Genomic DNA, 18,822 nt, shown 5'->3' on the forward strand with positions numbered 1-18,822 from the left:
CTCTCCTTTACTGTGCTGCGTCCGGGGCCTGCGGTGACGGGGCCGACATCGGTGCCCTGTTGTAGTCGGCGCCCAGGTTGCCCGTGTTGCCCTTGGCCTTCAGGTCCGCGATGTGGCTGTCATACTCCTGCTGGCTGACCACCCGGACCTTGAAGAGCATCTCGGAGTGGTACTCGCCGCAGAGTTCGGCGCACTTGCCCATGTATTCGCCCACGCGGTTGGGGGTGATGTTGATGTAGGGGTTGTACTGTTCGTGGCCCGGATACAGGTCGCGTTTCTGCAGGAAATCCACCACCCAGAAGGAATGCTGCACGTCGCGCGACTGCAGGTGCAGTTCCACTTTCTTGCCCACCGGCAGGTAGAGGGTGGGCAGCCGGTCCGGGGTGCCCCAGTCGCCGGTCAGGTGGGCCTGCTGTCCGGCGTCCTCGTGGACCTGTTCCTTGACGTAGTTGAAATCCCAGGACCACTGCTTGCCGAAGACGTCGATCACCACGTCCGGGTTGGGGTAGCGTGCATCGATGGCCCGCTGTTCCCGGTCCGTGAAGACGAACAGGACGCCGATGACGATCAGCGGGATGGCCAGGTAGAACACTTCCAGCGGAAGGTTATAGCTCAATTGCGCGGGGAACCCTACGGTGTTCTTCCGGCGCCGGTAGGCAACGATGACCCAGATCATCAGTCCCCAGGTGATGATGCCCACCACCAGTGCAGCGATCCAGGAGTTGACCCACAGGTCCGTGATCAGCGCGGTGTTGTTGGTGGTGTCACGGTTGCCGGGCAGGAAGCCGCGGGACACTTCGGCGGAGCAGGAGGCCAGCAGCGGCAACACACCAAGGCCAGCGCCCAGTCCTGCCAGGCGCCGCATGCTTTGGTTTTTGAATGGTTTCCTACCCACCTGTGGTCCCTCCGGCATGCTCCAGAAGCCCAACTGCATGAGCCCACTGCTGGCCCCGGGACCAGCAGTTGTGTGCCCCACCCTACGCCGGGGCGGATGCTGATGGGAAGAGGTTTTCGGGGGGCTGCGCTAGCGGCTGCCGGCCCAAACGGACACTGCTCCCGAATGGCCGGTCACGATGCTTTGGTACACCAGGAACAGTCCCGCCAGTACGCCCAGCACCGAGGTGGCGGGGAGCAGCCAGCGGGACTCCAGGAGCCCGCGGAGACCGTGGAAGGCGGGCCGGCGTGTCAGGAGCGTGGGGAAGGCTGCGGTGATCTGGGCTCCCACGGCCACCAGGAACAACACTGTGACGTAGCGGAGGAAACTCCCCTGGTGGGCGTGCTCCTCAACCAGTTGTGACGCGCCCCTTGCCTTTTCCAGCTGTTCCCCCGCTTCGGCGGTAAGGACGGACAGCGGAACCAGCAGCAGTGCCAGGACTCCCATGGGCCAGGCCAGGTAACGCCTGGTGCGCCGGAGCAGGGCGAAAACCACTGCCGAGACCCCGGCCAGCGGAGCCAGGACCACCACGCCGTGGATCAACAGAATATGGGCCGGAAGGCCGGCGATCTCCAGCACGGGAAACTCCTGATCAGTAGCGGGCAGCGGAATGTGGGAAGTGGCTGGGTTCGATAAGGGCTAGGGCGTGTCTCCTAAAGCTGTCAGCCAGATGCTGATGGCCCGGAGGACTGCTCCGCCGCGGTAGGTGAGGGCAAGTTTGTCGTATCGGGTTGCCAGGGCGCGCCACTGCTTGAAGGTGTTGAAGTTTCGTTCGACGACGTTGCGGCCCTTGTAGTCCTCTTTGTCGAAGGCTGGAGGGCGGCCGCCGGTGGATCCTCGTCGTTTTCGATGGCCGATCTGATCGGATGGTTGCGGGATGACAGCGACAATGCCGCGGTCGCGAAGATGGGTCCTGATTGCTCTGGAGGAGTATGCCTTGTCACCGCGTACACGGTCCGGGCGGGTGCGCGGCCTGCCCGGACCTGCGCGGTTGATCTTCAGTTGGTCCATCAGGTGGGTGAACATGGGTGCATCCCCGCCCTGGCCGGGGGCAACGAGCAGCACCAGCGGCCTGCCTTTACCGTCGACCAAGGCGTGAATCTTGGTACTTAATCCACCGCGGGAGCGCCCGATGGCGTGGTCGTCGGGCTCAGCAAACAGATTCATGTAATTCGAGCAGGCCCCCTGTGGTGCGGGGAAGGTTGGTCCCGTGCTGGTGGGCACGGTTCACCGTCGAGTCGACCGAGACCGACCAATCCACTTCACCGCGGGCATCCGCAGTCGTCAGCAGCGCTGCCAGGATGGTGTCCCAGGTGCCGTCACCGCTGTAGCGGCGGTGCCGCTTCCAGATGGTCTGCCAGGGACCAAACTCCGCAGGCACGTCACGCCAGGCGATCCCGCACCGATATCGGTAAATGATGCCTTCGACCACCCGGCGGTCGTCCCGGAAAGGACGACCCCGGCGGCCAGCGGAGGACGGCAGCAACGGCTGAATTTGGGACCATTGCCCGTCAGTCAAAACAGAAGTACGAGACACTCATCAAGCATCTCGGCTAAAGAGCCTGAGATTTAGGAGACACGCCCTAGGCGATGCCGGTGGTGCCCAGGAGGCTTCCCACTGCGAACGTGAAGGCCATGGCAAGCGCCCCGCCAGCCACCAGCCGGATGGTGGCCTTGCGCTTGGAGCTGCCGCCGATTTTGGCGCTGACGGTGCCGGTCAGCGCGAGCGCCAGGATGACGGCGACGAACGTGACCGGGATACGCGCCCCTTCGGGCGGGAAGATGATGGCCAGCATAGGCAGCACGGCGCCGACGGTGAACGCGATGGCGGAGGCGAAGGCTGCGTGCCAGGGGCTGACCACTTCCTCTTCGTCAATGTTCAGTTCGGCAGACAAGTGTGCCTTCAGTGCGTCCTTTGCCGTCAATTCTTCGGCAACTGTCCGGGCCGTGGCTTCGCTGAGTCCCTTTGCCTGGTAGATGTGCGCGAGCTCTGCCAGTTCGCCGTCGGGATCGTCCCTGAGTTCCTGGCGTTCCTTTTCGATCAGTGCCCGCTGGCTGTCGCTCTGGCTGCTTACGGAAACGTATTCGCCCAACGCCATGGACACGGCGCCGCCCACCACCGCCGCGGTGCCTGCCACCAGGATTGGCGCGAGGTCGTTGGTCACCCCGGCCACGCCCACCACAGTTGCCGCCACGGAGACGATGCCGTCGTTCGCGCCCAGGACACCGGCCCGCAGCCAGTTCAGGCGGGATGCCACGCTGCTGTCGTGCGGTTCGTTGCGGCTCAGCTTGAGAGTTTCAGACATGCTGGCAGTAAAGCACTGCAGGGACCCCTCTGCCACGAAGGTTTGCATCCCCTAACCACACGGGCATGCCTGGCGCAGACCCTGTACCAACTGCAATCCTGGGCGTACCTTAAAACAAATAAGTTTACTTACTAGTCCTGAAAAGGCAGGATCCAGGCCTGGACGCTCCATGAGCAGGCAACGGGAGAAGGACGACGGCGATGGACACCTACGGCAATGACGGCAACGGAGGCGCGGGCGCAGGCAGGCGGACGTTCGGCGTCGAGGAGGAGCTGCTCCTGGTGGACCCCGCAAACGGGGAAGCCGTGCCGATGGCCGGAGCACTCCTGAACCTGTACGTCCGCCCCCTGCAGGCCGGAGCCGGGCCCGTCCTGGCCGCTGAGTTCCAGCAGGAAATGATCGAGGTGGTCACCCCGCCCCACGCCACCCTGGCACGGCTGGAACAGGACATCATTGCCGGGCGGGGTATCGCCCGGCAGGCGGCAGGGGACATCGGCGTCAGGGTGGCCGCGTTGGGCACCTCGCCGCTCCCGGCCGACCCGCATCCCGTACAGCTCCGGAGATTCAGGGCAATGACGGAGGAATACGGGCTGACCGCCAGGGAACAGCTCACCTGCGGGTGCCACATCCACGTTTCGGTGGAGTCGCCGGAGGAAGCCGTGGCCGTGCTGGACCGGATGCGTATCTGGCTGCCGGTGCTTATCGCGCTCAGCGCCAACTCACCGTTCTGGCACGGCCAGGACAGCGGCTACGCCAGCTACCGCTCCCAGGTCTGGAACCGCTGGCCCTCGGCCGGTCCGCTGGACATCCTGGGGACCCCGGACGCCTACCACCAGCTGGTGCACGACATGGTGAGCACCGGCGTCGCCCTGGACGAGGGCATGGTCTACTTCGATGCCCGCCTCTCGCGGCACTACCCCACAGTAGAGATCCGCGTGGCCGACGTGTGCCTGCGGCCGGAGAACACCGTCATGCTGGCGGGAATTGCCAGGGGCCTGGTGGAAACGTCCGCGCGGGAATGGCGCGAGGGCATCGAGCCGGTGTCGGCGCCCTCGGCGCTGCTTCGGCTGGCCGCCTGGAAAGCAAGCCGGTGGGGGCTGCGGGGAGAACTGCTGGACCCGCACACGCACCGCCCGGCGTCCGCGCTCGCCGTCGTGAATTCCCTGCTGAACCACATCCGTGGGGCGCTGGAAGACATGGGTGACCTGCCCCGGGTGGAGGCCCTGGTGGACGCGGTACTCAACACCGGCACCGGCGCCGTGCGGCAGATGGAGGTGCTGCACCGCACCGGCGACCTGGAGCAGGTAGTACAGGATGCGGCTGACTGCACTGCCGGCTCCTCCTAGGAGCCGCGTCCTGGACGCAGGCGTCAGTAGGTGGTGGCGTTGGGCAGGATCAATGGCGGCAGCGGTGTCTGGTTGAAGTCGAAGGCGTTGGCCAGATCGCCCAGTTGCGGGTTGTTCTCCCGGACCCCGGGGCGGTTGTCGGGCCGGCCGTCGGTGGCGGGGTCGATCCTTTCGCCGCCCAGGAAATCGTCCTCGATGAATTTGAAGTAGGCGTCCTGGCTGAGGATCTGATGGTCGATGTAGCCCTTCTTCGCGTAGGGGCTGATGACCATGGCGGGGACGCGCAGGCCGTAGCCGCTGTTGTCCACCGCAGGTGGCTGGACATGGTCATAGAACCCGCCCCAGTCGTCCCAGTTCAGGAAGATGGCGGTGCTGTCCCAGTCCGGGCCGCTCATGATCGCGTTGACCAGCCCGGCAACATACTGCTGGCCGGTGCTGACCTTGGCCGGGGGATGTTCGCTGACCTCGTCGCTGGGTGCCACCCAACTGACGGCCGGCAGCCTGCCCTGCCTGGCGTCGTCGTAGAAACCGGCAAGCGGTTTGATGTTGCCTTGCTCGCCGTCCTCCTTGACCGTGTCGAAGTACGGCAGCGGATTCCACCGCCCCGGCGTTTCGGCATCCTGCTCAACGGGGGCGCACGTGGCGGCATCGTTGCGGCAGTCCGGCTCGGTGCCGCTGAAGACGTAGTAGGCCCACGGCACATTGTGTTTGTGGAGCAGGTAGGTCAGGTCGGTCCAGGCGTAATTGGGCTGTTTCAGGTTCTTGGCTGCTGCTGCCAGCTTCTCCTTCAGCGCGGCCGGGAATGGTGCTGCGTCGACGGCGGCCTTGCAGGTGGCGTAGGAATCGGTGCGTTTGCAGCTGGCCGTTGCCAGCTGCTGGGTTTGGACGGCAAGGTCGGGGCCACTGCCTGCCTCCCCGAGGGCGTCGCGGCAGGTCTGCAGGTCCTGGTCTGCCTGGCATTCGCCGATCAGGCTGTCATCGAACTCCGCCTTTTCAGGTTCATTGTCCAGGCCATCCAGTGCATCCACGCACGACGACGGCTCCCCGGGCTTCGTGCACTTGGCCGACCACTCGGACACCATGTAGAGGTGGGCCTGCAGGCTTCCGGCTGCGGCGGAGGTGAACATGTGGTCCTGAAGCACGAAATTGTCGGCGTATGTCCAGTAGGTCGGCAGCTGTTTTCGGTCGTGGTAGCCCATCACGTCGGTGCGCCTGGTCTTGTACGTGCAGTCGGTGGCAGTCGCCTCGCAATGGGCAATGCCCTTTTCCGCCTGGGCCACGAACCCGTCCATGGCACCGTTGTTGATGTCTGCCGCCGCGTCGGCCGGACTGTGCGGGCCGCCGTCGTTGCTGTCTGATGAATCGTAGAACGGCGCAACGCAACCTCCGCGCGCCGGGTCCGGCAGGCAAACGGCAGGCTTGCCGTCCTGCATGGGAATGCCGTCGGCACCCGGGTAGGTGCCGAAGTAGCTGTCGAAGGACCTGTTCTCCTGGGTAATGATCACCACGTGCTTGATCTTGGAGATCCCTCCGTTGGTCCCGGACGAGGTCCCGGTGCGCAGGGCAACGGGAACCACGACGGCGAGCAGCACCAGGGCCGCCACGGTCAAGGCGGCGGCCGGGACACCGGGCCGTCGTCCCTGCCCCGGGAAGCCCATCTTAGGAAGCCTGCCGGAAGACATCGCCGCCAAAGGCCTGCACGCCGGGGTCGCCGGCCATCCCGAGCCGCGGCAGGTGGAAGATGTCCTCCATGGTGGCCAGCAGGCTGTAGTGGTTGTACGGCTGGTCCGATGTGGCCCCTGCCGGGCTGAACGGGGACAGCACCAGGGCACCCACCTTGCCGCCGGCTGCACCGCCTCCGGGGCTCCCGGCGTCTCCGGCGGACGGCCCGGCCGTGTCGCCCTCGGCCTCGTCGAACGTGATGACCAACACGCCGTCCTGCTTGTATGCGGGGGAGGACAGGATGGCCGGCACATGGGCCTTAAGCCACGAGTCCACGGCCCTCAGTCCGCCGCGGGTGCCGTCGGCGCAGGATTCGTCATGCCCGTCGTGGCAGAGGTTGGGCGTGATGTAGGCAAGGTTCGGAGTGGTGGCTGCGGATTTCAGGTCTTTTGCCAGCGCCGAAAAGTTCACCACGTTCTTCACGCAGTCCGGGGACGACGTGATGGCGTGGAAGTAGACGAAGGGGTTGTGGTGCGTGGAGTACATCTCGTCGGCGGTCGCCCGGATGTGGTTGTCGGGTTCGCCGGGGACCGGGTGCTCACAGGGCTGCTGCATGTCCTCCATGTACCCCTTCCACGTCTTGCCAGACGCGCTCAACTGCCCGGCGATGGTCTGCGCCTGGTCCGGGTAGAGGCAGCCGTTGCCCTGCAGGGTGCCGTCCCCGTCGCTGCCCGTGGTGTTGAACTCCGTGTAGGTGCGGCAGTCCTGCTCCGTATTGTCGTTGGGCCGCTGGCCGGAAATCTGGGCCAGGTAGTTGGGCAGCGAGTTGTGGGCGATGCCGTAGTAGTTCTGCAGCAGCACGCCCTTCTTCCGGAGGGTTCCGGACAGGTAAGGCGCGGCGGAGTTGCCACCCCACACGGAGTCGTAGCTCTTGTTCTCCAGGTTGATCACGAATACGTGCCCGGGGGCTCCGGCGGCCGTGGGGGTGCCCTGCGGATCGACGGCGGTGCCTGGGGTCTCTGTGGGTGTTGGTTCCGCCTCGGGGCTTTCGGATGGCGTGGCGCTTTGGGAATCGGGAGGCGATGCCGGTGCTGGACCCTGGCAGGCCACGAGCCCGAACAGCAGCAGGGCCAGCAGTGGCAGCAGCGCGGGTGAGGGCCGCCGCCGAACAGCGGTTGAGCGGGCTGATATTCGGTACACACGCGGCCCCTGTCGTCGGTCTCTACAGCGCCCCAGCGTTGACGCCACTCTTGCATACAGATGCCGAGTTGTGCAGGGGCAATCGCTGTGAGTTGGCAGTGAATCAGGTTCCGGGTTGCCGCCGGTGCCGGGTTCAGGTGAACTTTCGGCGGTACACGGCGGCGGCGACTGCGCTGGCTGCCACGAGAAGTCCCGCCAGCCAGGCCAGGGCCGTCCAAATGCCGCTGCCCACGGCTTCCTGCGCCAGCAGGGCACGGATGGCATCGACGATGGACGTCACCGGCTGGTTCTCGGCGAACCAGGCCACCGGGCCGGGCATGGAACCGGTGGGAACAAAAGCGGAGCTGATGAACGGCAGGAAAATCAGCGGGTAGCTGAAACCGCTGGCCCCGTCCACGGTTTTCGCCAGCAGCCCGGCGATCACGGCGATCCAGGTCAGTGCCAGCGTGAAGAGGGCGAGGATTCCGACGACGGCGAGCCAGGCGGCCACGGAGGCTCCGCTGCGGAATCCCATCAGCAGGGCAACGCCCACCACGGCGGCCAGTGCCCCGAAGTTGGCGGCCAGTGACGTGAGCACGTGGGCCCACAGGACGCTGCCCCTGGCTACCGGCATGGAGGTGAACCGTTCGAATATGCCGCCCTGCAGGTCCAGGAACAACCGGTAGGCGGTGTAGGCGACGCCGGACGAGATGGTGATGAGCAGGATCCCGGGGAGCAGGTAGTTGACGTACGGGCCGCCGGCGCCGGTGTTGATCGCACCGCCGAACACGTAGACGAACAACAGCATCATGGCCACCGGTGTGACGGCGGTGGTGATGATGGTGTCCGGGCTGCGCAGGATATGGCGGAGCGAGCGTCCGGCCAGGACCCGTGTGTCGCTAAGGACATGGGTGGTCATGGCATTTCCTTTCGTGCGCCGGTGGTGCTTTCGGAGCCGTCCTTGGCCGGGTCCCCGACGAGGGCGAGGAAGACGTCCTCCAACGAGGGCTGCTTCTCGACGTATTCCACCGTGGCGGCCGGAAGCAGCCGCTTGAGTTCGGCCAGGGTTCCGTTCCTGATGATGGTGCCCTGGTGCAGGATGGCTATCCGGTCGGCCAGGTGTTCGGCCTCCTCGAGGTACTGCGTGGTGAGCAGCACCGTGGTTCCGCGGGCAGCAAGTTGGCGCACGGTCTGCCAGACGTCAAGGCGGGCCTGCGGGTCCAGGCCGGTGGTGGGCTCGTCCAGGATGATGACCGGCGGGCTGCCAACCAGGCTCATGGCGATGTCCAGTCTCCGGCGCATCCCGCCGGAGTAGGTGGACACCCTGCGGTTCCCGGCCTCGGTGAGGGAAAACCTGGCAAGGAGCTGGCCGGCAATCTCCCCAGGGCTCCGCAGGTGCCGCAGCCTGGCCATCAGCACCAGGTTTTCCCGCCCGGTCAGCACGTCGTCCACCGCGGCGAACTGGCCTGTGAGGCTGATGGAGCCGCGCACGCCCTCCGGCTCCGCGCCGGCGTCGTACCCGTTCACCATGGCGGTGCCCGCATCCGCCCGCAGCAGCGTGGACAGGATGCGCACCAGCGTGGTCTTTCCGGCGCCGTTGGAGCCCAGGAGCGCGAAAATGCTTCCCGGCGGCACGTCGAAGTGGACGCCCCGGAGAACGCGCAGGCCCTTGAACGACTTTTCGATGCCCTGTACCCGGATGGCGGGTGCCGGGGCCTGGTCATGGGTCATGGCCGGTCCTTTCCCTTGGCGGTGGTCAGGCGCCGTCGGCGGCGGCCCGGTTGATGGAGTCCGTCAGGCGCTGCCGCTCCTTGTTGATCCACTGGCCGTCGGAGTAGTTGCTGATGAAGGTTTCGGCGAACTCCACCGGATCGTCCCCCACGATGTCCCGAATGGCCGTACCGTCAGCGGCGGCCCCTTCCATCAGGTCCGCCAGGTCTTCGAGCATTTGCATGAGGACGTCGCCCTTGACGATGGCCCCGGCATAGGTGAAATAGCGCTCAAGGGCGTCAATGGTGGTGCGGTAGCTGCCGGGCAGCTGCTCTTTGCGCGCCTTGTACTGGCGCCAGCGCTTCTTGTCGTCGAACGGGCCGGTGACTTTCTCGATCCATCCCTGCGTCATGGTTGTTCTCCTTTTTCCTGTGGCTGGTTCTTGTTGTGGTGAAGGTGCTCTATCCGTTCGGCGATGAAGCTCCAGGTGCTCCAGAACTCGTCCAGGTAGGCGCTGCCTGCCGTGTTCAGTGTGTAGACCTTGCGGGGTGGCCCCTTTTCGGATGGGACCTTTGCGACGTCCACGAGGCCGCGCTGTTCTAAGCGGACCAGCAGCGCGTACACCGTGCCCTCGACAATGTCGGCGAAGCCCTCCTCCCGCAGCCGGGCCGTTATTTCGTACCCGTAGGCGGGCTGCGCGGCGAGGATGGCAAGTACGATGCCCTCCAGGGTGCCCTTGAGCATCTCGGTCATTTGCTTGCCCATTGGGGGCTCCTCATTACTACTTAGTGGTGCTGACTACCAGTAGATAGTATCACTGAGTACCAGGAGCGCAAGGGCCTCGTAGGTCTTTCTGCCCTAGCACCCCGCTGTTGCCGGGCGTTGACTTAAACCGCGGGAAGCTGGGGCCTGCGGGGCGGACACGCACAGGGCGTGCCGCCCGCAACAGAAAGGAAAGTTCAGTGAAAAAGTGGTATCGGTGGCAGGACTACGTAACAGTCGCCGCCGGTCTCTTCACCGCTATTGCGGTCCTGTGGACGCGGCAGCAAAGCATGTCCACCACGCTCATGCTCCTCTTCGGCGGGCTCCTGGTGGTCAGCGGCGTCATCAACCTGGCCATGCCGGGAATGCCGGCGATGGAATGGGCACAGGCCGTGCTGGCCGCTGCGCTGGTCCTCTCGCCGTGGGTGGGGTCCTACACGGGCGCGACGGGCGCTGCATGGACATCGTGGATCGCCGGGGCAGTAGCGCTGGTGGTCACCGCGGTGGCCATTAAGCCCAGCACGGAAGCCCATCACAATCTCCGCATCTCGCATTAGCGGAGGCATCCGCCATGACTGAAGTGCTGCGTTACGAAGTGGGCTCCGGAACAGTGCTGGTTGAGACTGCGGACGACAGCTACGGCGTGGACCATCCTGCCCGCAATGAACAGGGGATCCTGGACACAGGCAGGCGGCTGGAAGACGCTCTTGCCAGCGTCCGCCCGGCCGCCCGCGCAGCACTGGAGGCCATGGCGGAACTCACCCCCGAACAAATAGAGATCGAGTTCGGGGTGAAGCTCGCGGGGGACGCAGGGGCGGTGATTGCAAAGAGCAGTTCCGACGCCCATTTTGTCCTTCGAATGTCCTGGAGCCCGGCGGCTGGAGCCCTGCCCGGGGAAGAAATCACGCATAACGGGTGATGGCTATGGTTGCGTTTCATGACAGGTCCGACGCCGGGCGGCGGCTGGGTAAACGGCTCGCCCCCCTGCGCGGAAAGGACGTTGTGGTGCTGGGACTGCCCCGGGGCGGCGTCCCGGTGGCGTTCGAGGTAGCCAAGGCCCTGGACGCGCCGCTGGATGTGATCGTGGTGCGGAAACTGGGGGTTCCGTTCCAGCCCGAGGTGGCCATGGGAGCCATCGGGGAGGGAAATGTCCGGGTCCTGGATCCGCGCACCATTTCCATGGCCCGGGTGACCCAGGAGGACCTGCAGCAGGTTGAACGGCATGAACGCGCCCTGCTGGAAAGCAGGGTGGCGCGGTTCCGCCAGGGGCGCCGGCGCATCGACCTCACCGGCCGCACGGCCATCATCGTGGATGACGGCATCGCCACCGGCTCCACCGCCAGGGCGGCCTGCCAGGTGGCCCGGCAACTCGGTGCGGCAAGAGTCATCCTTGCCGTTCCTGTTGCCCCCGCCCGCGCCGTCGTGGAGCTCAAGGAACCGGACGACGTCGTCTGCCTGCTTTCACCCCAAAACTTCCAGGCCGTGGGCTACTACTACCACGACTTCTCGCCCACGGAGGATGGCGAGGTGGTGCAGCTGCTCGACGCCGCCGCGTCCCCGCCCCGCCACCGCGCCGAGGAAGGGGAAGACGGGAGCCTGGAAGAGAATGTTGAGATTCCGGCGGGAACGGTGACACTGCGGGGCAGCCTCTACCTGCCCGCCAGGTGTGACGGCACGGTCCTCTTTGCCCACGGCAGCGGCAGCAGCCGGCACAGCCCGCGCAACCGCTTCGTGGCCTCCGTCCTGCATGGGGCCGGCCTTGGCACCCTGCTCCTTGACCTGCTCACACCCCAGGAGGAAGTCAACCGGGCCAACGTGTTCGATATCGCCCTGCTGGCCCAGCGCCTCTCCTCCGCCACCCATTGGCTGGAAGCGCGCCACGACGGATCCGCCGGCCGGATCGGCTACTTCGGCGCAAGCACCGGGGCCGGCGCCGCTCTGTGGGCTGCAGCCGAGCCCGGCGCCCAGGTTGAGGCCGTCGTCTCCAGGGGCGGCCGGCCGGACCTTGCCGGGCCGCGGCTTCCCGCCGTGAAGGCCCCCACCCTGCTGATCGTGGGCGGGGCGGACACCCAGGTGCTGGCCCTCAACCGCCAGGCCATGGCCCAGATGCATGCCCCCACGCGGCTGGAGATCGTTCCCGGGGCCACCCACCTGTTCGAGGAACCGGGCACCCTGGCCATGGCGGCCACCCTGGCCGCGGACTGGTTCCGGCAGTACCTCCTGCCGTCCCCGGTGGGGCGCGCCCGGCCGGAGGCCAGGGAATGACGGCGGCCCAGGGCAACCGGGATGAACACGGCGGGGAACGGGCGGCGGAAGAAGCCCAAATCCGCAGCCTCGCCCACCCGCTGGCCACCGCCGACGACCTCGAACCGCTGGTCCGCCTCGCCGCCCCGGCCCGTTTCGTGTGCCTGGGCGAGGCATCCCACGGCACCCAGGAGTATTACCACTGGCGGGCGCTGCTGAGCCGCCGGCTGATCGAAGAGTACGGCTTCACCTGGATCGGTGTGGAAGGCGACTGGCCGGACTGCTGGCGCATCAACCGCTGGGTCCGGGGGGAATCCGGACAGGAGATGGACGCGCGCCGGCTGCTGGCCGGATTCGAACGGTGGCCCACGTGGATGTGGGCCAACCACGAGGTGGCCGAATTCCTCACCTGGCTGCGCGAATGGAACCTCCGCCTGCCCGAACACCAGCGGACGGGCTTCTATGGCCTGGACGTCTATTCGCTGTGGGACTCGCTGCGGGAAATCTTCGCCTGGCTGGAGGCCAACGCCGCCGACGCCCTCCCGTCCGCCCTGCAGGCCTGGCACTGCTTTATCCCGTTCCGGGAGGACCCGCAGCGGTATGCCATGAGCAACCGGCTGGTGCCGCAGTCCTGTGAAGCGGACGTGGTGGCATTGCTGGCGGAAGTCCGGCGGCGGACGCTGGGCCGGATGCAGGACGATCCGGCGGCCTTCGACGCCATCCAGAACGCCATCGTGGCCACCAACGCCGAGCGCTATTACCGGACCATGGTGCGCGGCGACCAGCAGTCCTGGAACATCCGCGACCACCACATGAGCGACACCATCGAACGCATCGCCGCCCACCACGGGCCGGCATCCAAAGGGCTGGTGTGGGCGCACAACACGCACGTCGGCGACGCGCGGGCCACGGACATGGCGCTTGACGGCATGGTCAACGTCGGCCAGCTGGTCCGCCAGCGCCACCCGGGACAGGTGGTGCTGGCCGGGTTCGCGTCCTACTCCGGGTCCGTTACGGCCGCCGAATCCTGGGGTTCGCCGGAGTGGACCATGGATGTTCCGGCCGCAGTGCACGGGAGCCACGAGGACCTCCTCCACGAGGCGCTGGGCGAACCGTCGGTGCTGGTGTTCGGGCCGGAACGGGCCGGGCGGTGGCTGACGTCCTGGCGCGGGCACCGGGCCATCGGCGTGGTGTACAACCCACGCCGGGAGAGGGGCAACTATGTGCCCACCCGGATGGGCGACCGTTACGACGCGCTGTTCTGGCATCCGCGGACCGAGGCCCTGCGGCCGCTGCACCACGAGTACCAGCCCGGCGAACCGGAGCTCGAAACCGAGCCCTCGGGGTTCTAGCCCACAGCGGTTCCACCCATAACAAAGGAACATGATGGACCAGAGGAGCACCATGGCCACCGGAACCGAGGGGTCCACGCGCTGGCCTGCCATCACCAAGGACGTGGCAGCCTTCCCGGTCCAGCCCAATTTGGCCGATTATGATGCCGCCCGGCGGGACTTCAGCTGGGACCAGGCACGGCAGGCGCTGGCTGGGCTGCCCGGCGGCCGCGGCCTCAACATTGCCTACGAAGCCATTGACCGCCACGTTGCGGAAGGCCGCGGCGGCAAGGAAGCCCTGCGCTTTGTGCAGGCCGACGGCGGCACCCGGTCCCTGAGCTACGGCGACCTTGCGGACCAGACCAACAGGTTCGCCGCCGTACTTCGAAGCCTTGGGGTGGGGCGGGGCGAGCGGGTCTTCTCGCTCCTGGGCCGCAGCCCCGGGCTGTACGTGGCCGTGCTGGGCACCTTCAAGAACGGCAGCGTCTTCTGCCCGCTCTTTTCCGCCTTTGGCCCCGAGCCTGTCCGGCAGCGGCTGCACCTGGGGGCCGGCCGGGTACTGGTGACCACCAAAACGCTCTACCGCAAAAAGGTTGCGCCGCTCCGGGACACCCTTCCCGAACTCCGCCACGTCCTGCTGGTGGACGCGGACGGCAGCCCCGAACCGGGAACCCTGGACCTGGCCCGGCTCCTGGCTGGGGCTGACCCAATCGACGCGGTCGCGGACACCCAGCCGGAGGACATGGCCCTGCTGCACTTCACCAGCGGCACCACGGGCACGCCCAAGGGCGCCATCCATGTCCATGGCGCCGTCGCGGCCCACTATGCCACCGGCCTCTACGCGCTGGACCTGCACCCCGATGACATCTACTGGTGTACCGCCGATCCCGGCTGGGTGACCGGCACGTCCTACGGCATCATCGCGCCGCTGGTGCACGGGGTCACCGCCATCGTGGACGAGGAGGAGCTGGACGCCGACCGCTGGTACCGCATCCTCGCGGAGCAGCGCGTCACCGTCTGGTACACCGCCCCCACGGCCCTGCGGATGCTCATGAAGGCAGGCGCGGAACGAGCCGCCGGCCATGACCTCTCCGCGCTGCGCTTCATCGCCAGCGTGGGGGAGCCGCTGAACCCGGAGGCAGTGGTGTGGGGCCAGGACGTGCTGGGCCTGCCGGTGCACGACAACTGGTGGCAGACCGAAACGGGCGGGATCATGATCGCCAACTACCCCGCCATGGACATCCGTCCGGGCTCCATGGGCCGGCCACTGCCCGGCATCGAGGCCGCCCTGGTGGCCCGGGACGCCGACGGCAAGCCCGTGCTCCGGGACGGCCAGGCGGTCCTGGTTACCGAGCCGGACGCCATGGGGGAGCTGGCGCTGCGGCCCGGCTGGCCGTCCATGTTCCGCGGCTACCTCAACGAGGAGGAACGGTACCGGCGGTGCTTCGCGGGCGGCTGGTACCTCACCGGGGACCTGGCAAAGCGCGACGGCGATGGCTACTTCTGGTTCGTGGGCCGCGGCGACGACGTGATCAAGTCCTCCGGCCACCTGATCGGGCCCTTCGAAGTGGAAAGCTGCCTGATGGAGCACCCGGCCGTCGCCGAAGCGGGCGTGATCGGCGTGCCGGACCCCGTGGCCGGCGAAGTGGTCAAGGCCTTCGTGGAGCTCAAGCCTGGCAACGAGCCCACGGAGGAGCTGCAGCTGGACATCATCGGGTTCGCGCGGAAACGGCTGGGCGCCGCCGTGGCACCCCGGCTGCTCGACTTCACCGCCACCCTGCCCAAGACCCGCAGCGGCAAGATCCTGCGGCGGCTCCTCAAATCCCGCGAACTGGGGCTGCCCGAAGGCGACACCTCAACACTGGAATCACCGGCAGGACCGGCCGTGACACTGAAGGACCAGCCGTGAGTACCCTCAAGAACCAGGCCGTCCCGGACGCGGAGCATGCCCTCCACCTGCTGCGGCAGATGCTGCGGGTGCGCCGGCTCGAGGAAAAATGCATCGAGCTGTACAGCGCCGCCAAAATCCGCGGCTTCCTGCACGTCTACATCGGCGAGGAAGCCGTGGCGGCCGGGGTGATGGAAACCCTGGCACCCGAGGATGCCGTGGTGGCCACCTACCGGGAACACGGGCACGCCCTCCTGCGGGGCGTCTCCGCCGGAGCCATCCTGGCCGAAATGTACGGCCACGCCGAGGGATGCTGCCGCGGGCGCGGCGGATCCATGCACCTGTTCGACGCCGCCACCCGCTTCTACGGCGGAAACGCGATCGTGGCAGGGGGCCTGCCGCTTGCCGTCGGCCTGGCGCTCGCGGACCGGATGTCCGGGCGCCAGCGGGTCACCGTCTGCTTCTTCGGCGAAGGCGCGGTGGCCGAAGGCGAGTTCCACGAAAGCATGAACCTGGCAGCGCTGTGGCAGCTGCCGGTGCTGTTCTGCTGCGAAAACAACCTTTACGCCATGGGAACCGCGCTGGGCCGTTCCGAGTCCCAGACGGACATCGCGCTCAAGGCCGCCGGGTATGAAATCCCCGCCTGGGCCGTGGACGGCATGGACGTGCTCGCGGTCGAGGAAGCAGCCAGGCGTGCCGTGGACGCCGTCCGGTCCGGCGGCGGCCCGCACTTCCTGGAACTGCGCACGTACCGCTTCCGCGCCCACTCCATGTTCGATCCGGAGCTGTACCGGGAGAAAGCCGAGGTGGCGCAGTGGATGGAACGGGACCCCATCAGCCTGCTGCAGGGTGCCATGCGGGCGGCGGGACGGCTGCCGGAGAAGGACTGGGCCGCACTTACGGCGGACGTGGACGCGGAGATCAGCACCGCCGTCGGGTTCGCCGAGAACGGGACGCCGGAACCGGTGTCCGAACTGGCGCGGTTCGTGTACAGCGACCGGGCGGAGAGTGACAGTGGCGATGTCAGTGCCGGCGACGGGGCCGGGAAAGGCAGGGCGGAAGGATGAAAACCACCTACCGGGAGGCCATGCGTGCCGCGCTGCGCGAGGCCATGCAGCGGGACGAACGGGTGTTCCTGATGGGCGAGGACGTGGGCCGGTACGGCGGCAGTTTCGCCGTGAGCCTGGGGCTGCTTGAGGAATTCGGGCCGGAGCGGATCCGCGATACCCCGCTGTCCGAGTCCGGCTTCGTGGGGGCAGGGATCGGGTCTGCGCTGGGCGGGATGCGGCCCGTCGTCGAGATCATGACCGTCAACTTCAGCCTGCTGGCGCTGGACCAGATCATCAACAACGCGGCCACCCTGCTGCACATGTCCGGCGGCCAGTTCAACGTGCCCATCGTCATCCGGATGACCACCGGCGCCGGCCGTCAGCTCGGGGCCCAGCACTCGCACAGCCTGGAGGGCTGGTACGCCCACATTCCGGGGCTGCGCATCCTTGCCCCGGCCACCCTGGCCGACGCCCGCGGTATGCTCTGGACCGCGCTGCAGGACCCGGACCCGGTGCTGATCTTCGAGCACGGTTCCCTGTACAACATGGCCGGCGAGCTCGACGACGATGCCGGCGCCGTGGACATCGACAAGGCGGCGGTCCTGCGGCAAGGGAACGGAGGCGGGCAGGGCCTGACGCTCATCACCTACGGCGGCACCTTGCCCATGGTGCTGGACGCGGCCGGTCAGCTGGCCGGGGAAGGGATCGACGCCGACGTTATCGACCTCCGCTCCCTCCGCCCGCTGGACATGCACACCGTCCTCGCCAGCGTGGAAAAGACGCACCGCGCCGTGGTGGTGGACGAAGGTTGGCGCAGCGGCAGCATCTCGGCCGAGATCGCGGCCAGGATCGCCGAGCAGGCCTTCTTCGACCTGGACGCGCCGGTGGAGCGGGTGTGCAGCCTGGAGGTCCCTGTCCCGTACGCCAAGCACCTGGAGCAGGCCGCGCTGCCGTCCGTGGAGCGGGTCATGGCCGCCGCGCGAAGGGCCGTGGGCGCCGGTGGCTGAGTTCCGGATGCCGTCACTGGGCGCGGACATGGAACACGGCAAGGTGGTGGAATGGCTGGTCAAGCCCGGGGACTACATCCACAAGGGTGACCTGGTGGCGGCCGTGGACACCGACAAGACCGTGATGGACATCGAGTCGTTCCAGGAAGGCGTGCTGGCCGAGTTCCTGGTGGACATCGGCGACACCGTGGACGTGGGCACCCCCATCGCCCGGATCACCGCCACGCCCGCCGAACTCCCGCCAGCCCCGCCCGCGGACCGCGAGGCAAAGGCAGCACCTCCGGTCCGGCACCTTGCGCACACGCTGGGGGTCGACGTCGGACGCATCAGCGGCAGCGGCACGGACGGCGAGGTGACCAGGGCCGACGTCGAACGCGCGGCAGCGGCGTCCGGCACCAGGGCGCCGGAGCCGGCAACAGCACCCGAAGCGCACCGCATCCGGTCGTCGCCGCTGGCCCGGCGGCTGGCCGCCGAACTCGGCGTCCAGCTGTCCGCGGTCACGGGGACGGGCCCGGGCGGTGCCGTCACCGAGGAGGACGTGCTCGCCGCCGTTCCGCCCCGGGGGCGGCCAGCTAAGGAAGCCGGCGCGGAAAAGCCCGCGGCAGCACCGCCGTCGGAAGCCCAACCGGTGGAAGCCCCAACCGTCGAAGCGCCGCGCGGAACCCCGGAGGAGGAGCAGCCCGGGCGGAACCGGACGACGGCGGCCGGCGGCAAGGCGGAAACCCTGCGGCAGGCCATCGGCGCGCTGATGTCCCGCTCCAAGAAGGAAATTCCGCACTACTACCTGTCCACCACCCTGGACCTGGCGGCGGCGATGGCGTGGATGCAGGCGGCGAACCAGCAGCGGCCCGTGTCATCGCGGCTGGTGCCGTCGGCCCTGCTGCTGAAGGCCACCGCGCTGGCGGCGAAGGAGGAACCGGACATGAACGGGTTCTTCACCAAGGGCGCGTTCCATCCCAGCAGTGCCGTCCACCTGGGCGTCGCCGTTGCCCTGCGGCACGGCGGGATCGTGGCCCCGGCGGTGCACCACGCGGACACCCTCAGCCTGGACCAGCTGATGGACCAGCTGCGGGACCTGGTCGGCCGGGCCAGGGCGGGGCGGCTGCAGCGCGCGGAGATGGCCGATCCCACCATCACAGTGACCAACCTCGGGGACCTCGGCGTGGAAAGCGTGTACGGGGTGATCTACCCGCCGCAGGTGGCCATGGTGGGCTTCGGCAAGGTGCTGGAGCAGCCGTGGGCGCACAACGGGATGCTCGGCATCCGGCACGCCGCCATCGCCACCCTGTCCGCGGACCACCGGGTCAGTGACGGGCTGCGCGGCGGGCGTTTCCTGGCCCGCATCGACGAACTGCTGCAGGCGCCGGAAAAGTTGTGAGCAGCGGGAGCCGGACGGAGGAGGAG

19 protein-coding genes are annotated in these 18,822 nt (G+C 67.5%); 9 read left to right on the plus strand and 10 right to left on the minus strand.

Going from position 1 to position 18,822, the window contains the following annotated elements:
- Window positions 1–7: 7 nt before the first annotated feature.
- From ctaC to AC6JAM_RS12990, 4 genes are all read right to left on the minus strand, one after another.
- A complete protein-coding gene (gene ctaC, locus AC6JAM_RS12975; protein WP_018768820.1) occupies window positions 8–865 on the minus strand; it encodes an aa3-type cytochrome oxidase subunit II in 858 nt (285 codons plus the stop codon).
- 159 nt (window positions 866–1,024) lie between these two features.
- Entirely contained in the window at window positions 1,025–1,513 is a 489-nt protein-coding gene (locus AC6JAM_RS12980) for a hypothetical protein (RefSeq protein WP_018768819.1), read from the minus strand.
- A gap of 60 nt (window positions 1,514–1,573) precedes the next feature.
- A protein-coding gene (locus AC6JAM_RS12985; protein ID WP_497934850.1) for an IS5 family transposase occupies window positions 1,574–2,471 on the minus strand; the annotation gives its coding sequence in 2 pieces (ribosomal slippage) (window positions 1,574–2,119 and window positions 2,121–2,471; 897 coding nt in all).
- 46 nt (window positions 2,472–2,517) lie between these two features.
- Window positions 2,518–3,240 (minus strand): VIT1/CCC1 transporter family protein, encoded by a 723-nt coding sequence (locus tag AC6JAM_RS12990; RefSeq protein WP_497934851.1) that lies wholly within the window; start codon window positions 3,238–3,240, stop codon window positions 2,518–2,520.
- 200 nt (window positions 3,241–3,440) lie between these two features.
- Here AC6JAM_RS12990 and AC6JAM_RS12995 point away from each other — a divergent pair, with 200 nt between their 5' ends.
- The gene (locus tag AC6JAM_RS12995) at window positions 3,441–4,586 is read left to right on the plus strand and encodes a carboxylate-amine ligase (RefSeq protein WP_497934852.1); all 1,146 of its coding nucleotides are present in this window, start codon (window positions 3,441–3,443) and stop codon (window positions 4,584–4,586) included.
- A 23-nt stretch (window positions 4,587–4,609) separates the two neighbouring features.
- Here AC6JAM_RS12995 and AC6JAM_RS13000 read toward each other — a convergent pair whose 3' ends face one another.
- The 6 genes from AC6JAM_RS13000 to AC6JAM_RS13025 all read right to left on the minus strand — a co-directional run bounded on the left by AC6JAM_RS13000 (window position 4,610) and on the right by AC6JAM_RS13025 (window position 9,902).
- Window positions 4,610–6,244: a phospholipase C gene (locus AC6JAM_RS13000; RefSeq protein ID WP_018768816.1), complete on the minus strand. Its 1,635-nt coding sequence runs from the start codon at window positions 6,242–6,244 to the stop codon at window positions 4,610–4,612.
- Window position 6,245: 1 nt separating this feature from the next.
- Window positions 6,246–7,448, minus strand: coding sequence for an alkaline phosphatase family protein (locus AC6JAM_RS13005; RefSeq protein WP_224084106.1), 1,203 nt, complete (start codon window positions 7,446–7,448; stop codon window positions 6,246–6,248).
- Between the two features lie 133 nt (window positions 7,449–7,581).
- Window positions 7,582–8,346, minus strand: coding sequence for an ABC transporter permease (locus AC6JAM_RS13010; protein ID WP_495634770.1), 765 nt, complete (start codon window positions 8,344–8,346; stop codon window positions 7,582–7,584).
- Window positions 8,343–9,158: an ABC transporter ATP-binding protein gene (locus tag AC6JAM_RS13015; protein ID WP_018768813.1), complete on the minus strand. Its 816-nt coding sequence runs from the start codon at window positions 9,156–9,158 to the stop codon at window positions 8,343–8,345. Before AC6JAM_RS13015 ends, AC6JAM_RS13010 begins: the two co-directional genes overlap by 4 nt.
- A 25-nt stretch (window positions 9,159–9,183) precedes the next feature.
- A complete protein-coding gene (locus tag AC6JAM_RS13020; RefSeq protein WP_497934853.1) occupies window positions 9,184–9,549 on the minus strand; it encodes a DUF1048 domain-containing protein in 366 nt (121 codons plus the stop codon).
- Window positions 9,546–9,902, minus strand: a complete 357-nt coding sequence (locus AC6JAM_RS13025; protein ID WP_223992555.1) for a PadR family transcriptional regulator — start codon at window positions 9,900–9,902, stop codon at window positions 9,546–9,548. The genes AC6JAM_RS13020 and AC6JAM_RS13025 overlap by 4 nt, the downstream gene beginning before the upstream one ends.
- A gap of 197 nt (window positions 9,903–10,099) precedes the next feature.
- On the opposite strand from AC6JAM_RS13025, the gene AC6JAM_RS13030 reads away from it, so the two are divergent.
- From AC6JAM_RS13030 to AC6JAM_RS13065, 8 genes are read left to right on the plus strand one after another with little or no spacing between them, the layout of a single operon-like run.
- On the plus strand, window positions 10,100–10,456 hold the full coding sequence (locus AC6JAM_RS13030; protein WP_144601347.1) for an SPW repeat domain-containing protein: 357 nt from the start codon (window positions 10,100–10,102) through the stop codon (window positions 10,454–10,456).
- A gap of 14 nt (window positions 10,457–10,470) precedes the next feature.
- Complete coding sequence (locus AC6JAM_RS13035) at window positions 10,471–10,818, plus strand: CU044_2847 family protein (protein ID WP_018768809.1); 348 nt, start codon at window positions 10,471–10,473, stop codon at window positions 10,816–10,818.
- A gap of 5 nt (window positions 10,819–10,823) precedes the next feature.
- Window positions 10,824–12,164 carry a phosphoribosyltransferase gene (locus AC6JAM_RS13040; RefSeq protein ID WP_018768808.1) on the plus strand — a complete coding sequence of 447 codons (1,341 nt, stop codon included), beginning with the start codon at window positions 10,824–10,826 and terminating at the stop codon, window positions 12,162–12,164.
- Window positions 12,161–13,495 (plus strand): erythromycin esterase family protein, encoded by a 1,335-nt coding sequence (locus AC6JAM_RS13045; protein WP_497934854.1) that lies wholly within the window; start codon window positions 12,161–12,163, stop codon window positions 13,493–13,495. The genes AC6JAM_RS13040 and AC6JAM_RS13045 overlap by 4 nt, the downstream gene beginning before the upstream one ends.
- Before the next feature lie 52 nt (window positions 13,496–13,547).
- Entirely contained in the window at window positions 13,548–15,383 is a 1,836-nt protein-coding gene (acsA, locus tag AC6JAM_RS13050) for an acetate--CoA ligase (RefSeq protein WP_497935959.1), read from the plus strand.
- A complete protein-coding gene (gene pdhA, locus AC6JAM_RS13055) occupies window positions 15,380–16,429 on the plus strand; it encodes a pyruvate dehydrogenase (acetyl-transferring) E1 component subunit alpha (protein ID WP_056392764.1) in 1,050 nt (349 codons plus the stop codon). Before acsA ends, pdhA begins: the two co-directional genes overlap by 4 nt.
- Entirely contained in the window at window positions 16,426–17,418 is a 993-nt protein-coding gene (locus AC6JAM_RS13060) for an alpha-ketoacid dehydrogenase subunit beta (protein ID WP_018768804.1), read from the plus strand. The genes pdhA and AC6JAM_RS13060 overlap by 4 nt, the downstream gene beginning before the upstream one ends.
- Entirely contained in the window at window positions 17,411–18,796 is a 1,386-nt protein-coding gene (locus tag AC6JAM_RS13065) for a dihydrolipoamide acetyltransferase family protein (RefSeq protein WP_497934855.1), read from the plus strand. Before AC6JAM_RS13060 ends, AC6JAM_RS13065 begins: the two co-directional genes overlap by 8 nt.
- The last annotated feature ends 26 nt before the right edge of the window (window positions 18,797–18,822 follow it).

Source organism: Arthrobacter sp. GmRoot5-12, assembly GCF_059739365.1.

Bases quoted from the DNA above. Each gene is read 5' to 3' on its own strand.
- AC6JAM_RS13025 (WP_223992555.1), bottom strand. From the start codon at position 9,902: ATGGGCAAGCAAATGACCGAGATGCTCAAGGGCACCCTGGAGGGCATC.
- AC6JAM_RS13035 (WP_018768809.1), top strand. From the start codon at position 10,471: ATGACTGAAGTGCTGCGTTACGAAGTGGGCTCCGGAACAGTGCTGGTT.
- AC6JAM_RS13010 (WP_495634770.1), bottom strand. From the start codon at position 8,346: ATGACCACCCATGTCCTTAGCGACACACGGGTCCTGGCCGGACGCTCG.
- AC6JAM_RS13040 (WP_018768808.1), top strand. From the start codon at position 10,824: ATGGTTGCGTTTCATGACAGGTCCGACGCCGGGCGGCGGCTGGGTAAA.
- AC6JAM_RS13060 (WP_018768804.1), top strand. From the start codon at position 16,426: ATGAAAACCACCTACCGGGAGGCCATGCGTGCCGCGCTGCGCGAGGCC.
- AC6JAM_RS13000 (WP_018768816.1), bottom strand. From the start codon at position 6,244: ATGGGCTTCCCGGGGCAGGGACGACGGCCCGGTGTCCCGGCCGCCGCC.
- ctaC (WP_018768820.1), bottom strand. From the start codon at position 865: ATGCGGCGCCTGGCAGGACTGGGCGCTGGCCTTGGTGTGTTGCCGCTG.
- AC6JAM_RS12990 (WP_497934851.1), bottom strand. From the start codon at position 3,240: ATGTCTGAAACTCTCAAGCTGAGCCGCAACGAACCGCACGACAGCAGC.
- AC6JAM_RS13045 (WP_497934854.1), top strand. From the start codon at position 12,161: ATGACGGCGGCCCAGGGCAACCGGGATGAACACGGCGGGGAACGGGCG.
- acsA (WP_497935959.1), top strand. From the start codon at position 13,548: ATGGCCACCGGAACCGAGGGGTCCACGCGCTGGCCTGCCATCACCAAG.
- AC6JAM_RS13015 (WP_018768813.1), bottom strand. From the start codon at position 9,158: ATGACCCATGACCAGGCCCCGGCACCCGCCATCCGGGTACAGGGCATC.
- AC6JAM_RS12995 (WP_497934852.1), top strand. From the start codon at position 3,441: ATGGACACCTACGGCAATGACGGCAACGGAGGCGCGGGCGCAGGCAGG.
- AC6JAM_RS13020 (WP_497934853.1), bottom strand. From the start codon at position 9,549: ATGACGCAGGGATGGATCGAGAAAGTCACCGGCCCGTTCGACGACAAG.